This window comes from Mycetocola sp. Y444, assembly GCF_059445295.1.
Window position 1 is genome coordinate 77,661 of record NZ_JCAIUB010000001.1, and the last position, 13,642, is coordinate 91,302.

Sequence of the window (13,642 nt, forward strand, 5' to 3'; positions counted from 1 at the left end):
TGATGTCAGTTCCAGAGCCACCCGAAGACAGCAGACCGACGCCGTATTCGTACGTATTGTCCGTCTTCGCAACGTTCACGTACTTCGCGCTCGTCGTCTGCGCTTTCGGATTCATCAGCCTGCTGACTGACACCGAGGTCGTCGCCAGGCCCGACGCCGGACCCCTGGTCGGGCCTGCGGCGACCGCGGCGGCCGTCGCTGTTGTCCTCGTCGCCCTTCTCGGTGCTGCCCGGCAGTACGAGGCCGCTGTGCGGCGCTCGGCCGAAGCGTCACTCGGTGACCCTGTGCGGGTTCCGCTGGGGCGCGCCGTCTCGACCGGGATCTTTGCCTGGGCGGCATACGTGCTCGTTGGCTCGATACTCTACGCGGCAGCGGCCGATCAGCTGTTCGCCGGGATGCTGTTTGCTGCGGATGCGATCCTGCGGCTTTACGGAGTGGCGGTCGGCGTCCTCGCGGCTGTCGTCTACGTCGCCTTTGCCCTCATCCTGGCTGCCGGTGGTGCTCATCCGGCGCGCCCCCTGTGGCCGTGGGAGAAGTAGGGCGGTAACCTCTGAATCATGGATCGGTCGCTCGACACGAGGGTGAGTCAGGCGGTCGACGCGTGGCTCGAGTGGCTGCCACGATGGCGACCGTCGACCCACCGCGGGCGGACACGACTGTGCCGTCGCTGCTTCGGCTCTCCGGTCATGGCGGCCGTCGGGCTCGACCGTGACGTGCCGCACACCGTCCAGCACGGCCTGTCGACCAGGATCAAGGCCATCGTCGACGAGGTCGTCGATGAGTACACGGAGCGTAATCTCCCGCTCCTCCAGCGGGAACTGAAGGCCGCTGAAGAGAGCAAGGCGCGGTCGTACCGGCCGGACCGCGGACTCGAGCCGGAGTACGACGGCCTTCCCGTCGACCCCGACCCGGTACCGGGGGAGCCATACCTATTCACCCTCGCTGGTCTCGCCGGGCAGGAAGTGCCGGAACCTGAAGCGCTCCCCGCGCCCCTGTCTGAGGAAGAGAAGGCTGCGCTTCGCACAGAAATCCGGCTCGCAGACGAGTGTGCGATCCACGCCGGCAAGCTCGTCTGTCTGGCGATCGAGCCCCATCGCGAGCGGATTCTGGCGGCTGTCGCGCTCTATGTCGAGCCCCAGATCGAGGCTCTCCTCGCCGACCTGACGCTCGAGTTGGACTCGCCGCCCTCCTGGTGACACGGCCGGACGCGCGCCGTTGCGGTTCTCTCAACGCTCCCGTGGCATCCGCCCCGCGAACTCTGTGCGTGACCCCCCTGAAGATGGGGACTTGTGCCCAACGTACCGAGCACGCCCCGTCGATAGGCTTGCGCTGCAGTCGCACGCCATCAATCGGGGAGACATGACAAACGACAACACAGGACAGCAGAATCCGTGGGGCCAGCCCGCTGAGCCGAACCCGTGGGGACAGCCGCAGGCTCCGCAGCCCGGTCAGCAGCCAGCCCAGCCCCAGGGGGAGCAGCCGACCGAGCCGCACGCAGGACAGCAGTCGCCGTACCCGCCGCACGCAGGGCAGCAGCAGCCTTACCCGGCCCAGCAGCCCCCGCAGCAGTTCTCGCAGCAGTTCTCGACCCCGGCCGCTCCCGCACTGCCGGTGCAGCAGCCAGCTCCGCAGCCTGCCTCTCCGCAGCAGCCAGCTCCGCAGCCAGCCTCTCCGCAGTTTGGCCAGCAGGGCCAGCCCACGCCGCGCATCGATGACCGAGGCCCGGCGGCCTACCCTCAGCAGGCACCGATCACTGGTGGCCCGATCGGTCAGCCAGCCGGCGGAGCGGGGTACCCCCCACAGCCCCCGACCGCTGCATACCCCGCCGGCGCCCCGTCAAATCCAGCGGTTCCGAGGAAAAAGAAGAGCCTCGTGCCGTGGATCGCGGGAGGCACGGCTGTCGTCCTCCTCGGGGTCGGCGGCATCGTGGCATTCAATGTCGGGGCATCGGCCCACGCACCCGAACTCGAGGTAAAGGCCTACCTCGACGCGCTCAAGAAGGGGGACGTGGCTGGTGCGTTCGAGGTGTCAGACACCAAGGTCGAGAAGACCGATCTTCTGCTCACCAAGAAGGCGTACGCCGAAGCCGACGACCGCATCACCAGGTACACGCTTGGCGAGGTCGCTGTCGAGGGCGACACCGCCACTGTGACGGCGAGCATCACCCAGGCGGGTGAGAAATACGACCAGGAATTCACGCTGGTCAAGCAGGGCAAGGACGCCGTTTTCTTCGACAACTGGCAGCTCGAGTCCCCGCCGCTCTCGAGCATCGCGGTCGGTATCAACGCACCGGACGACGCGGTCGTCGAGGTCGCAGGGGTCGACGTCTCCGAACTGAAAAAGGACGACGGTGTCTACACCCTTCGCGCACTCCCCGGCACGTACCCGGTCGCTCTGGGCGGAGACAACGCCTGGTACAGCGCTGAGGACCTGCAGGCATCCGTCGTCGGGTTCGGCGTTGAAGCAGACGCCGCCGAGGCGCCGACGCTCGAGATCGCGCTGACCGAAGAGGGGACGACAGCAGCCACGGACGCTGTCAACGCGTGGCTTGACGCATGCGTCGCCTCGAAGGAGCTTGCCCCGGCCGGCTGCCCGTTCTGGGCGACGAATTCGGAGGGATACGAACTCTCGAACTTCACGTGGACGGTGACCAGGCCAGCGTTCTCCATTGGAGAATTCGCCGATGGCACCTGGCCTGTCTCCACCGACACCGACGGCAGTGCCCAGGCCGGCGCTGACGCGAGGGACCCGTTGTCCGGAGCAACCGGGCGGATCGCAACCGAGACCTTCCCCTTCGACGTCGACGGCTACGTCGAGGCGTTCGGCGAGGACGGACCCACATTCGTCTACGTGCCCTAGATCTGCCTGCCTGAGTGCATCCCGCGCAGCCCGCTGCGCCCCCGAACCGGCCACGACCACAGTTGCCGAACTGTGGCCGTGGCCGGTTCGTGCGTGGCGCGCCGCCGGCGCGCTCGAGGCCCCGGTGGGGGAGGCCGTTCGCTTGACCGGGGAGCTACCCCCGGGTAGTATTTAGGGGTGTGCGCTTTGTCGCGCTCTTAACTCGAGCCCGAAACGGTCCGCTTGAGGTCAGGCAACTCTCACACACTGGGTCGGATTGCCATAAGCGCCGGCTCCCACGGCATACCCACCACACCAAAAGCAGCGCTCCTCTGCGCTGCCGGTGGGTCCATTGAACTCGCCTCGCGCGAATGCTAGCAACATTGCCGCTGTCACCGTGCAGCACAAACAAGGAGAAGTAGTGCCAACTATTCAGCAGTTGGTCCGTAAGGGTCGCACGCCGAAGGTCACCAAGACCAAGGCTCCCGCTCTTAAGGCCAACCCCCAGCAGCGTGGCGTTTGCACCCGTGTGTACACCACAACCCCGAAGAAGCCGAACTCGGCGATGCGCAAGGTCGCTCGTGTGAAGCTCTCCAACGGCACCGAGGTCACCGCCTACATCCCAGGTGAAGGCCACAACCTCCAGGAGCACTCGATGGTCCTGGTTCGTGGTGGACGTGTGAAGGACCTTCCTGGTGTCCGTTACAAGATCATCCGTGGCGCACTTGACACGCAGGCCGTGAAGAACCGCAAGCAGGCTCGCAGCCGCTACGGCGCAAAGATGGAGAAGAAGTAATGCCTCGTAAGGGACCAGCACCAAAGCGCCCCGTCGTCGCAGACCCCGTCTACGGCGCACCGATCGTCAGCCAGCTCGTCAACAAGATTCTTGTTGACGGCAAGAAGGGCCTCGCAGAGCGCATTGTTTACACCGCGCTCGAAGGCGTTTCGGCAAAGAACGGCCAGGACGCCGTCGTCACACTGAAGAAGGCGCTCGACAACGTTCGTCCGACCCTCGAGGTCCGGTCACGCCGTGTCGGTGGATCGACCTACCAGGTGCCGATCGAAGTCAAGCCGCACCGCGCAAACACCCTCGCTCTCCGCTGGCTCACCAGCTACGCAAAGGGTCGTCGCGAAAAGACAATGACAGAGCGTCTCATGAACGAGATTCTCGACGCATCAAACGGCCTCGGTGCCGCGGTCAAGCGCCGCGAAGACACGCACAAGATGGCCGAGTCGAACAAGGCATTCGCTCACTACCGCTGGTAGTAGCGGCAGGATGCCCCGGCACCTGTGCTGGGGCATCCGCCCGCCTGTTCACCCTCATCTCACCAAACTTCCTGGAGGAACCCAGTGGCACTTGACGTGCTCACCGACCTGAACAAGGTCCGCAACATTGGCATCATGGCCCACATTGATGCTGGTAAAACCACAACTACTGAGCGCATCCTGTTCTACACGGGCGTCAACCACAAGATCGGTGAGACGCACGACGGTGCATCCACGATGGACTGGATGGAGCAGGAGCAGGAGCGTGGCATCACGATCACCTCTGCAGCTACCACCTGTTTCTGGGGTGACAACCAGATCAACATCATCGACACCCCCGGCCACGTCGACTTCACGGTCGAGGTGGAGCGTTCGCTCCGCGTCCTCGACGGTGCTGTCGCGGTGTTCGACGGCAAGGAGGGCGTTGAGCCCCAGTCCGAGACCGTCTGGCGCCAGGCCGACAAGTACGACGTTCCGCGCATTTGCTTCGTCAACAAGATGGACAAGCTCGGTGCAGACTTCTACTTCACGGTGGACACCATCATCAAGCGCCTCGGCGCAAAGCCCCTCGTGATCCAGCTGCCCATCGGCGCTGAGAGCGACTTCGAGGGCGTCGTCGACCTCGTTGAAATGCGCGCGCTCACGTGGCGTGGCGACAGCAAGGGTGACGTCGAGATGGGCGCCAAGTACGCCATCGAAGAGATCCCCGCTGACCTCGTTGAGAAGGCTGCTGAGTACCGCAAGCTCCTCCTCGAGACCGTTGCCGAGACCGATGACGCGCTGCTCGAGAAGTACTTCGGTGGCGAAGAGCTGACCGTTGCCGAGATCAAGGGCGCGATCCGCAAGCTCACCGTCAACAGCGAGATCTACCCGGTCCTCTGTGGCTCGGCGTTCAAGAACCGCGGCGTCCAGCCGATGCTCGACGCTGTCATCGACTACCTGCCGAACCCGCTCGACGTGCCGGCAACCGAGGCTCGCGACCCGCGCGACGAAGAGAAGATCATCCTTCGCCACCCGGACGCTGCTGAGCCGTTCGCTGCTCTCGCCTTCAAGGTTGCTGTTCACCCGTTCTTCGGTCGCCTCACGTACATTCGCGTGTACTCGGGTCGCCTGGACTCCGGTGCCCAGGTCATCAACTCGACCAAGGGCAAGAAGGAGCGCATCGGCAAGATCTTCCAGATGCACGCCAACAAGGAAAACCCCGTGGACTTCGTGACCGCAGGTCACATCTACGCGGTTATCGGCCTCAAGGACACCACAACCGGTGACACCCTGTGCGACCCGAACAACCAGGTCGTGCTCGAGTCGATGACCTTCCCTGAGCCCGTCATCTCGGTCGCAATCGAGCCGAAGACGAAGCAGGACCAGGAGAAGCTGGGAACAGCTATCCAGAAGCTTGCCGAGGAAGACCCGACGTTCCGCGTTGAGCAGAACCAGGAGACCGGCCAGACCGTTATTCACGGAATGGGCGAGCTTCACCTCGACATCCTTGTTGACCGCATGAAGCGTGAATTCAAGGTTGAGGCAAACGTGGGCAAGCCCCAGGTCGCCTACCGCGAGACGATCCGCCGCGCGGTTCCGAAGCACGACTACACGCACAAGAAGCAGACCGGTGGCTCCGGCCAGTTCGCGAAGATCCAGTTCGGCCTCGAGCCGCTCGAGATCACCGCTGACCAGACCTACGAGTTCGACAACAAGGTCACCGGTGGACGTATCCCTCGCGAATACATCCCTTCCATCGATGCTGGTTTCCAGGATGCGCTTCAGGTCGGTATCCTTGCCGGGTACCCGCTCGTCGGCGTCAAGGCAATCCTGCTTGACGGCGCGGCTCACGATGTTGACTCGTCAGAAATGGCGTTCAAGATCGCGGGTTCCATGGGCTTCAAGGAAGCCGCACGCAAGGCTGACCCGGTTCTTCTTGAGCCGCTCATGGCCGTCGAGGTGCGCACTCCCGAGGAGTACATGGGCGACGTCATCGGTGACATCAACTCACGCCGCGGCCAGATCCAGGCAATGGAAGACGCAGCAGGCGTAAAGGTCATCACCGCCAAAGTCCCGCTCTCTGAAATGTTCGGCTACATCGGTGACCTGAGGAGCAAAACCTCCGGTCGTGCCGTGTACTCGATGGCATTCGAGAGCTACGCGGAGGTCCCGAAGGCTGTCGCCGAGGAGATCATCCAGAAGAGCAAGGGCGAGTAATCGCCCTGCGGCTGGGGAGGCATATCCCCAGCCGCGACCTAGTAACATAAAAAACACAAACCCCCGTAGTAAACCGGTTGCAATCCAGTGCCCGGCGTCGCTACATCAGTCCTGAGGAGGACCATAGTGGCTAAGGCCAAGTTCGAGCGGACCAAGCCGCACGTAAACATCGGTACGATCGGTCACGTCGACCACGGCAAGACCACGCTTACCGCTGCCATCTCCAAGGTGCTTGCTGACAAGTTCCCTTCGGCAACGAACGTTCAGCGCGACTTCGCGTCGATCGACTCCGCTCCCGAAGAGCGCCAGCGCGGTATCACGATCAACATTTCGCACGTCGAGTACGAGACGCCCAACCGTCACTACGCTCACGTTGATGCACCCGGCCACGCCGACTACATCAAGAACATGATCACCGGTGCTGCCCAGATGGACGGCGCAATCCTCGTGGTTGCAGCAACCGACGGCCCGATGGCCCAGACGCGTGAGCACGTTCTGCTCGCGAAGCAGGTCGGCGTTCCGTACCTCATGGTCGCACTGAACAAGTCCGACATGGTTGACGACGAAGAAATCCTTGAGCTCGTCGAGCTCGAGGTCCGCGAGCTTCTCTCGAGCCAGGGCTTCCCCGGCGACGACGCTCCCGTTATCCGCGTTTCGGGCCTCAAGGCTCTCGAGGGTGACGAGAAGTGGGTCAACTCGGTTCTCGAGCTCATGGAAGCTGCTGACTCGCACATTCCTGACCCGGTGCGCGACAAGGACAAGCCGTTCCTGATGCCGATCGAGGACGTCTTCACGATCACCGGTCGTGGAACCGTTGTCACGGGCCGCGCCGAGCGTGGAACCCTTGCCCTGAACTCCGAGGTCGAAATCGTTGGCATCCGCCCGACGCAGAAGACCATCGTCACGGGTATCGAAATGTTCCACAAGCAGCTCGACGAGGCATGGGCCGGCGAGAACTGTGGTCTTCTTCTTCGTGGCACCAAGCGCGAAGACGTTGAGCGTGGACAGGTTGTTGTGAAGCCGGGTTCGGTTACCCCTCACACCAACTTCGAGGGCACCGCCTACATCCTTTCCAAGGAAGAGGGTGGACGTCACAACCCGTTCTACGCGAACTACCGCCCGCAGTTCTACTTCCGCACCACGGACGTCACCGGCGTCATCACGCTGCCAGAGGGCACCGAGATGGTCATGCCTGGCGACACCACCGAAATGACCGTTGAGCTGATCCAGCCCATCGCCATGGAAGAGGGCCTCGGCTACGCAATCCGTGAGGGTGGCCGCACCGTCGGTGCTGGTACCGTCACCAAGATCATCAAGTAGTTTTTCACTACTGACGATTCCCTGAAGGGGGTCGGGCCCCTCGGGTCCGGCCCCCTTTTGTGTTGCCGCGAATGGCCGGTCCGCGTGCACTGCCCGGTGGATCCGAATGGCCGTCTGGTCACCCGTACTGGGGTGAGCCATTGCCGCGTGGGGGATATGACGATTCATCATGTTTGGCTACAGTGGACCCAACCGTGACAGAATCCCCTCGGTCACGTCCACCGGCGGCCCCACCCCCCTCAAGGGGCCGTCGGCTGGGGGAGTGCGGCTGACGGTTGCGCATCGCAGGGAGGCGCGGGCGCTGGAATTCCGCCACGCCCAACGCGACACGCCCGGGTTGCATAACGGGATCGAATCTGTCAGACTCGTCTAGTTCAACATTTCCGTGCTTTGCGCCGGAATCACTGCCAGGTAGTGCATAGATCACCCTCACTTTGAGAGTAGAGCTAGGCCGCGGGCAGCAGAACATCGACTTGGTCGACAACCCCCAACATTGGCATCGGCCAGAACGTCAGTACACCTGTGCGTTCGGCTTGAGCCAGGGGCGGGGGCCGGCAAAGACTTGACAGAAAAATAGTGGTGCGACAGCAAGTGGTGCCCAGCGTTGCAAAACGCTAAGAAGCGCGTCCAATGCGAAGCAATTCGTAAGACGCAAGACAGAGAGTGAGTCAAACATGGCGGGACAGAAGATCCGCATTCGACTTAAGTCATACGACCACGAGGTCATTGACACCTCGGCGCGCAAGATCGTCGACACAGTAACCCGCGCGGGTGCGACGGTTGTCGGCCCAGTGCCGCTTCCGACCGAGAAGAACGTGGTGGCTGTCATCCGTTCTCCTCACAAGTACAAGGACAGCCGGGAGCACTTCGAAATGCGCACCCACAAGCGTCTGATCGACATCATTGACCCGACGCCGAAGGCCGTCGACTCGCTTATGCGACTCGACCTGCCTGCCGACGTCAACATCGAGATCAAGCTCTAAGGGAACGCATGTCTACGCAGAACAAGACCAGCAAGGGTCTGCTCGGCAAGAAGCTTGGCATGACTCAGGTCTGGGACGAGAACAACAAGCTCGTTCCCGTGACCGTTATCGAGATCACCCCAAACGTTGTGACGCAGATTCGCACGCCAGAGGTTGACGGCTACAACGCGGTTCAGATCGCCTACGGCCAGATCGACCCGCGCAAGGTGAACAAGCCGGACGCCGGACACTTCGACAAGGCAGGCGTCACGCCTCGCCGTCACGTCACCGAGGTCCGCACCGCTGACGCATCCGACTACGCGCTCGGCCAGGAACTCACCGTTGAAGGCACCTTCGAGGCCGGCCAGAAGGTCGACGTCGTCGGAACCAGCAAGGGTAAGGGCTTCGCCGGTGTCATGAAGCGCCACAACTTCAAGGGTGTTTCCGCATCTCACGGTGCACACCGCAACCACCGCAAGCCCGGTTCAATCGGTGCTTCGTCGACCCCGAGCCGTGTCTTCAAGGGCATGCGCATGGCGGGTCGCATGGGTGGAGAGCGCGTCACCGTGCTGAACCTCCACGTCCACTCGGTCGACACCGAGAAGGGCCTGCTGCTCGTCAAGGGTGCCGTTCCCGGCGCTCGTGGCCGCATCGTTTTCGTCCGCAACGCAGTGAAGGGAGCGTAGTCCTATGACTGACGCAACTCGGATCGCTACGGTCGACGTTCTCGACACCAAGGGCAAGAAGACCGGAACGGTCGATCTTCCCGCAGAGGTGTTCGACGTCCAGACCAACATCCCGCTCATCCACCAGGTCGTTGTGGCACAGCTTGCTGCAGCCCGCCAGGGAACCCACAAGACCAAGCGTCGTGGTGAAGTTTCCGGTGCAGGCCGTAAGCCGTTCAAGCAGAAGGGAACAGGTCGCGCTCGTCAGGGCTCGATCCGCGCCCCTCAGATGCGTGGTGGTGGAATCGTTCACGGACCAGTGCCCCGCGACTACTCGCAGCGCACCCCCAAGAAGATGATTGCTGCTGCCCTCCGTGGCGCACTGTCCGACCGCGCACGCGGTGAGCGTATCCACGTCGTGGAGAGCTTCATCGTCGCCGAGGAACGTGTCACCAAGGCAACCACCGAGTACCTGGCACAGGTTGCGAACTCGGAGAACGTCCTCATCGTTCTCGAGCGTGACGACGTGCTCAGCTACAAGGCTGTCCGCAACATCCCAACCGTTCACGTCATCAACTACGACCAGCTGAACGCGTACGACGTTCTCGTCTCGGACGACATCATCTTCACCAAGGCCGCGTTCGACGCTTTTGTCGCCGGTCCGGTCAAGGGCAAGTCGGTCAAGGCTGTTGCTTCGTCTGCTGACGTCACTGAGGAGGCCTAGTCATGTCCAACATTCACAAGGACCCGCGCGACATCATCATCTCGCCGGTGGTCTCCGAGAAGAGCTACGGCCTGATCGACGAGGGTAAGTACACCTTCGTTGTCGACCCGCGTTCGAACAAGACCGAGATCAAGCTCGCGATCGAGAAGATCTTCAAGGTCGAGGTCGCAAGTGTCAACACACTGAACCGCACCGGCAAGACTCGTCGTACCAAGTTCGGTATGGGCAAGCGCAAGGACACCAAGCGCGCGATCGTGACGCTCAAGTCCGGTTCCATCGACATCTTCACGGCTGTCGGCTAAGGGGCGTAAGGAAAAACTATGGCTATTCGCAAATACAAGCCCACGACACCTGGTCGTCGCGGATCGAGCGTTGCTGATTTCGCTGAAATCACCCGCTCGACCCCGGAGAAGTCGCTTCTGCGTCCCCTCTCCAAGACCGGTGGTCGCAACAACCAGGGCCGCATCACGACCCGTCACATCGGTGGTGGCCACAAGCGCCAGTACCGCGTTATCGACTTCCGTCGTAACGATAAAGACGGCGTCAACGCCCGCGTCGCTCACATCGAGTACGACCCCAACCGCACGGCGCGCATCGCGCTCCTGCACTACGTTGACGGCACCAAGCGCTACATTCTCGCTCCCAACAAGCTCGCACAGGGCGACGTTGTTGAGTCGGGCGCAAGCGCTGACATCAAGCCGGGCAACAACCTGCCGCTGAAGAACATCCCAACGGGTACCGTCATCCACGCAATCGAATTGCGTCCGGGTGGAGGCGCCAAGATGGCTCGCTCAGCAGGCGCATCGGTTCGACTCGTCGCCAAGGATGGCCCGTACGCGCAGCTCCGCCTGCCGTCCGGTGAAATCCGCAACGTCGACGCGCGCTGCCGCGCAACCATCGGCGAGGTCGGCAATGCCGAGCAGTCGAACATCAACTGGGGTAAGGCCGGCCGTAGCCGCTGGAAGGGCATCCGCCCGACAGTGCGTGGTGTCGCCATGAACCCGGTCGACCACCCGCACGGTGGTGGTGAGGGCAAGACCTCCGGTGGACGTCACCCGGTCAGCCCGTGGGGTCAGAAAGAAGGCCGCACCCGCCACCCGAACAAGGAAAGCGACAAGCTCATCGTTCGTCGCCGTACCGCCACCAAGAAGCGTAAGTAGGAGTTGTAGAAGATGCCACGCAGTCTTAAGAAGGGCCCCTTCGTTGATGACCACCTGCTCCGCAAGGTGGTTCGCGCGAACGAGGCCAACAGTAAAAACGTCATCAAGACCTGGTCGCGCCGTTCGATGATTGTCCCCAACATGCTTGGGCACACCATCGCGGTGCACGACGGTCGCAAGCACATCCCGGTGTTCATCACCGAGTCGATGGTCGGGCACAAGCTCGGCGAGTTTGCACCCACCCGCACCTTCCGTGGACACGTGAAGGATGACAAGAAGGGTCGTCGCCGCTAACGCGGTGACGAAAAGGAGGAGAGAAATGGTGGAGTCAGTCGCACGAGTGCGTCACATCCGCGTCACCCCCATGAAGGCCCGCCGCGTCGTCAACATGATCCGCGGAAAGCAGGCCACTGAGGCCTTGGCCATTCTGAAGTTCGCACCGCAGGGTGCATCAGAGCCCGTCTACAAGCTGGTTGCTTCTGCCATCGCGAACGCTCGCGTCAAGGCAGACAAGGACAACCAGTTCCTCGACGAGCAGGACCTGTACATTGCCAAGGCATTCGTTGATGAGGGCACGACCCTCAAGCGCTTCCAGCCGCGTGCACAGGGCCGGGCATTCCAGATTCTGAAGCGCACCAGCCACATCACTGTTGTGCTCGCCACTCCTGAGGAGGGTACGAAGTAATGGGTCAGAAAGTAAATCCATACGGCTTCCGCCTCGGCATCACCACCGACCACGTGTCGCGCTGGTTTTCCGACAGCACCAAGCCTGGCCAGCGTTACAGCGACTACGTTGCTGAAGACGTCAAGATCCGTCGACTGCTCGGCACCTCGCTTGACCGCGCCGGTGTTTCGCGCATCGAGATCGAGCGCACCCGTGACCGTGTCCGCGTCGACATCCACACCGCCCGTCCGGGCATTGTGATCGGTCGCCGTGGCGCCGAGGCTGAGCGGATTCGCACAGACCTCGAGAAGCTCACTGGCAAGCAGATCCAGCTGAACATCCTCGAGGTCAAGAACCCCGAGGCTGACGCTCAGCTGGTTGCACAGGGCATCGCCGAGCAGCTCTCCGCACGTGTGGCATTCCGCCGCGCAATGCGTAAGGGACTGCAGGGCGCCCAGCGCGTCTCGACTGTCAAGGGTGTTCGCATCCAGGTCTCCGGCCGCCTCGGCGGCGCCGAGATGAGCCGTTCGGAGTTCTACCGCGAAGGCCGTGTGCCACTGCACACGCTCCGCGCGAACATCGACTACGGCTTCTACGAGGCAAAGACCACCTTCGGCCGCATCGGCGTGAAGGTCTGGATCTACAAGGGCGACATCACCAACAAGGAACTCGCTCGCGAGCAGGCAAACGCTAAGTCGAGCCGCCCGGAGCGCAGTGACCGTCCGCGTCGTGCACCTCGTGCGGACGCTCCGGTTGCAGAAGGGGCTACGGCTTAATCATGCTTATTCCACGTCGTGTCAAGCACCGCAAGCAGCACCGTCCACACCGCACTGGCCAGGCCACCGGTGGAACCGTTGTCAGCTTCGGCGAGTACGGCATTCAGGCCCTCACCCCCGCTTATGTGACCAACCGTCAGATCGAGTCCGCTCGAATCGCGATGACGCGTCACATCAAGCGTGGTGGAAAGGTCTGGATCAACATCTACCCCGACCGTCCGCTCACCAAGAAGCCTGCTGAAACCCGCATGGGTTCCGGTAAGGGTTCGCCCGAGTGGTGGGTCGCGAACGTCAAGCCCGGCCGTGTGCTCTTCGAGGTTGCTGGTGTCCCCGAGACACTCGCCCGCGAGGCACTGACCCGTGCAATCCACAAGCTGCCTCTCAAGGCACGCATCATCAAGCGCGAGGAGGGCGACGCATAATGGCGATCGGTTCCAAGGAGCTCACCCCCGTTGAGCTCGACACATTTGAAGACGAACGTCTTGTCGACGAGCTGCGCAAGGCCAAGGAAGAGCTGTTCAACCTGCGCTTCCAGTCGGCCACCGGCCAGCTCGAAACCCACGGCCGCCTGCGCGCCGTGAAGCGCGACATCGCTCGCATCTACACGGTCATCCGTGAGCGCGAGCTCGGAATCCGGGCCACCCCGGTTCCGGTTGAGGTCGAGGCTCCGGTCAAGGCTGCGAAGAAGACCAAGAAGAAGGATGCCGTTGAAGCGGCACCCGAAACCGAGACTGAGGAGGCCAAGTAATGGCTAAGTCTGACGCTAAGGGCGCAGCACCCTCGACCGAGGCTGAGGCCGTTGTTCGTGGCTACCGCAAGACGGCACGTGGATACGTCATCAGCGACCGCATGGACAAGACCATCACGGTTGAGGTCGAAGACCGCGTAAAGCACCCGCTTTACGGCAAGGTCATCCGCCGCACCTCCAAGAGGAAGGTGCACGACGAGCTCAACGGCGCCGGCATCGGTGACCTCGTTCTGATCAGCGAGACCCGTCCGCTCAGCGCCACAAAGCGCTGGCGCCTGGTCGAGATCCTCGAGAAGGCCAAGTAAGCCCCCGGGCTTGCT

18 protein-coding genes are annotated in these 13,642 nt (G+C 62.5%); all 18 read left to right on the top strand.

All coding sequences use genetic code 11. The features are described 5' to 3' along the window. Nucleotides 1–2: 2 nt before the first annotated feature. The 18 genes from AC1C2M_RS00315 (at nucleotide 3) to rpsQ (ending at nucleotide 13,627) form a co-directional block, all read left to right on the top strand. On the top strand, nucleotides 3–539 hold the full coding sequence (locus AC1C2M_RS00315; RefSeq protein WP_495434888.1) for a DUF6121 family protein: 537 nt from the start codon (nucleotides 3–5) through the stop codon (nucleotides 537–539). Nucleotides 540–557: 18 nt separating this feature from the next. After that, nucleotides 558–1,196: a spermidine/putrescine ABC transporter substrate-binding protein gene (locus AC1C2M_RS00320; protein WP_483404888.1), complete on the top strand. Its 639-nt coding sequence runs from the start codon at nucleotides 558–560 to the stop codon at nucleotides 1,194–1,196. A 163-nt stretch (nucleotides 1,197–1,359) separates the two neighbouring features. Continuing rightward, nucleotides 1,360–2,859: a zinc ribbon domain-containing protein gene (locus AC1C2M_RS00325; RefSeq protein WP_495434889.1), complete on the top strand. Its 1,500-nt coding sequence runs from the start codon at nucleotides 1,360–1,362 to the stop codon at nucleotides 2,857–2,859. Between the two features lie 400 nt (nucleotides 2,860–3,259). After that, nucleotides 3,260–3,634 carry a 30S ribosomal protein S12 gene (rpsL, locus tag AC1C2M_RS00330; protein ID WP_108391783.1) on the top strand — a complete coding sequence of 125 codons (375 nt, stop codon included), beginning with the start codon at nucleotides 3,260–3,262 and terminating at the stop codon, nucleotides 3,632–3,634. Then, a complete protein-coding gene (rpsG, locus tag AC1C2M_RS00335; protein ID WP_108391782.1) occupies nucleotides 3,634–4,104 on the top strand; it encodes a 30S ribosomal protein S7 in 471 nt (156 codons plus the stop codon). The genes rpsL and rpsG overlap by 1 nt, the downstream gene beginning before the upstream one ends. Nucleotides 4,105–4,188: 84 nt before the next feature. After that, nucleotides 4,189–6,303: an elongation factor G gene (gene fusA / locus AC1C2M_RS00340; protein ID WP_483404886.1), complete on the top strand. Its 2,115-nt coding sequence runs from the start codon at nucleotides 4,189–4,191 to the stop codon at nucleotides 6,301–6,303. 126 nt (nucleotides 6,304–6,429) lie between these two features. After that, nucleotides 6,430–7,623, top strand: a complete 1,194-nt coding sequence (gene tuf / locus AC1C2M_RS00345; protein ID WP_483404885.1) for an elongation factor Tu — start codon at nucleotides 6,430–6,432, stop codon at nucleotides 7,621–7,623. Nucleotides 7,624–8,297: 674 nt separating this feature from the next. Continuing rightward, nucleotides 8,298–8,606 carry a 30S ribosomal protein S10 gene (gene rpsJ, locus AC1C2M_RS00350; RefSeq protein ID WP_022895514.1) on the top strand — a complete coding sequence of 103 codons (309 nt, stop codon included), beginning with the start codon at nucleotides 8,298–8,300 and terminating at the stop codon, nucleotides 8,604–8,606. A gap of 8 nt (nucleotides 8,607–8,614) precedes the next feature. Beyond that, nucleotides 8,615–9,271, top strand: coding sequence for a 50S ribosomal protein L3 (rplC, locus tag AC1C2M_RS00355; protein ID WP_108391779.1), 657 nt, complete (start codon nucleotides 8,615–8,617; stop codon nucleotides 9,269–9,271). 4 nt (nucleotides 9,272–9,275) lie between these two features. Continuing rightward, the gene (gene rplD / locus AC1C2M_RS00360) at nucleotides 9,276–9,974 is read left to right on the top strand and encodes a 50S ribosomal protein L4 (RefSeq protein ID WP_483404884.1); all 699 of its coding nucleotides are present in this window, start codon (nucleotides 9,276–9,278) and stop codon (nucleotides 9,972–9,974) included. 2 nt (nucleotides 9,975–9,976) lie between these two features. Then, nucleotides 9,977–10,276, top strand: a complete 300-nt coding sequence (rplW, locus tag AC1C2M_RS00365; protein ID WP_108391777.1) for a 50S ribosomal protein L23 — start codon at nucleotides 9,977–9,979, stop codon at nucleotides 10,274–10,276. 18 nt (nucleotides 10,277–10,294) lie between these two features. Continuing rightward, on the top strand, nucleotides 10,295–11,134 hold the full coding sequence (gene rplB, locus AC1C2M_RS00370; RefSeq protein WP_416279217.1) for a 50S ribosomal protein L2: 840 nt from the start codon (nucleotides 10,295–10,297) through the stop codon (nucleotides 11,132–11,134). 12 nt (nucleotides 11,135–11,146) lie between these two features. After that, nucleotides 11,147–11,428: a 30S ribosomal protein S19 gene (rpsS, locus tag AC1C2M_RS00375; RefSeq protein WP_108391775.1), complete on the top strand. Its 282-nt coding sequence runs from the start codon at nucleotides 11,147–11,149 to the stop codon at nucleotides 11,426–11,428. Nucleotides 11,429–11,453: 25 nt separating this feature from the next. After that, complete coding sequence (gene rplV, locus AC1C2M_RS00380; protein WP_108391774.1) at nucleotides 11,454–11,819, top strand: 50S ribosomal protein L22; 366 nt, start codon at nucleotides 11,454–11,456, stop codon at nucleotides 11,817–11,819. Next, a complete protein-coding gene (gene rpsC, locus AC1C2M_RS00385) occupies nucleotides 11,819–12,574 on the top strand; it encodes a 30S ribosomal protein S3 (protein ID WP_108391773.1) in 756 nt (251 codons plus the stop codon). Before rplV ends, rpsC begins: the two co-directional genes overlap by 1 nt. A gap of 2 nt (nucleotides 12,575–12,576) precedes the next feature. Beyond that, on the top strand, nucleotides 12,577–12,996 hold the full coding sequence (gene rplP, locus AC1C2M_RS00390) for a 50S ribosomal protein L16 (RefSeq protein WP_108391772.1): 420 nt from the start codon (nucleotides 12,577–12,579) through the stop codon (nucleotides 12,994–12,996). After that, nucleotides 12,996–13,322 (top strand): 50S ribosomal protein L29, encoded by a 327-nt coding sequence (rpmC, locus tag AC1C2M_RS00395; RefSeq protein WP_483404883.1) that lies wholly within the window; start codon nucleotides 12,996–12,998, stop codon nucleotides 13,320–13,322. The genes rplP and rpmC overlap by 1 nt, the downstream gene beginning before the upstream one ends. Further along, a complete protein-coding gene (rpsQ, locus tag AC1C2M_RS00400; protein ID WP_108391770.1) occupies nucleotides 13,322–13,627 on the top strand; it encodes a 30S ribosomal protein S17 in 306 nt (101 codons plus the stop codon). Before rpmC ends, rpsQ begins: the two co-directional genes overlap by 1 nt. Nucleotides 13,628–13,642: the final 15 nt, after the last annotated feature.

Bases quoted from the DNA above. Each gene is read 5' to 3' on its own strand.
- rpsJ (WP_022895514.1), top strand. From the start codon at position 8,298: ATGGCGGGACAGAAGATCCGCATTCGACTTAAGTCATACGACCACGAG.
- rplD (WP_483404884.1), top strand. From the start codon at position 9,276: ATGACTGACGCAACTCGGATCGCTACGGTCGACGTTCTCGACACCAAG.
- rplC (WP_108391779.1), top strand. From the start codon at position 8,615: ATGTCTACGCAGAACAAGACCAGCAAGGGTCTGCTCGGCAAGAAGCTT.
- rplW (WP_108391777.1), top strand. From the start codon at position 9,977: ATGTCCAACATTCACAAGGACCCGCGCGACATCATCATCTCGCCGGTG.
- AC1C2M_RS00325 (WP_495434889.1), top strand. From the start codon at position 1,360: ATGACAAACGACAACACAGGACAGCAGAATCCGTGGGGCCAGCCCGCT.
- rpsQ (WP_108391770.1), top strand. From the start codon at position 13,322: ATGGCTAAGTCTGACGCTAAGGGCGCAGCACCCTCGACCGAGGCTGAG.
- rplV (WP_108391774.1), top strand. From the start codon at position 11,454: ATGGTGGAGTCAGTCGCACGAGTGCGTCACATCCGCGTCACCCCCATG.
- AC1C2M_RS00320 (WP_483404888.1), top strand. From the start codon at position 558: ATGGATCGGTCGCTCGACACGAGGGTGAGTCAGGCGGTCGACGCGTGG.
- rpsC (WP_108391773.1), top strand. From the start codon at position 11,819: ATGGGTCAGAAAGTAAATCCATACGGCTTCCGCCTCGGCATCACCACC.
- AC1C2M_RS00315 (WP_495434888.1), top strand. From the start codon at position 3: ATGTCAGTTCCAGAGCCACCCGAAGACAGCAGACCGACGCCGTATTCG.
- rpsG (WP_108391782.1), top strand. From the start codon at position 3,634: ATGCCTCGTAAGGGACCAGCACCAAAGCGCCCCGTCGTCGCAGACCCC.
- rpmC (WP_483404883.1), top strand. From the start codon at position 12,996: ATGGCGATCGGTTCCAAGGAGCTCACCCCCGTTGAGCTCGACACATTT.
- rpsS (WP_108391775.1), top strand. From the start codon at position 11,147: ATGCCACGCAGTCTTAAGAAGGGCCCCTTCGTTGATGACCACCTGCTC.
- rplP (WP_108391772.1), top strand. From the start codon at position 12,577: ATGCTTATTCCACGTCGTGTCAAGCACCGCAAGCAGCACCGTCCACAC.
- rplB (WP_416279217.1), top strand. From the start codon at position 10,295: ATGGCTATTCGCAAATACAAGCCCACGACACCTGGTCGTCGCGGATCG.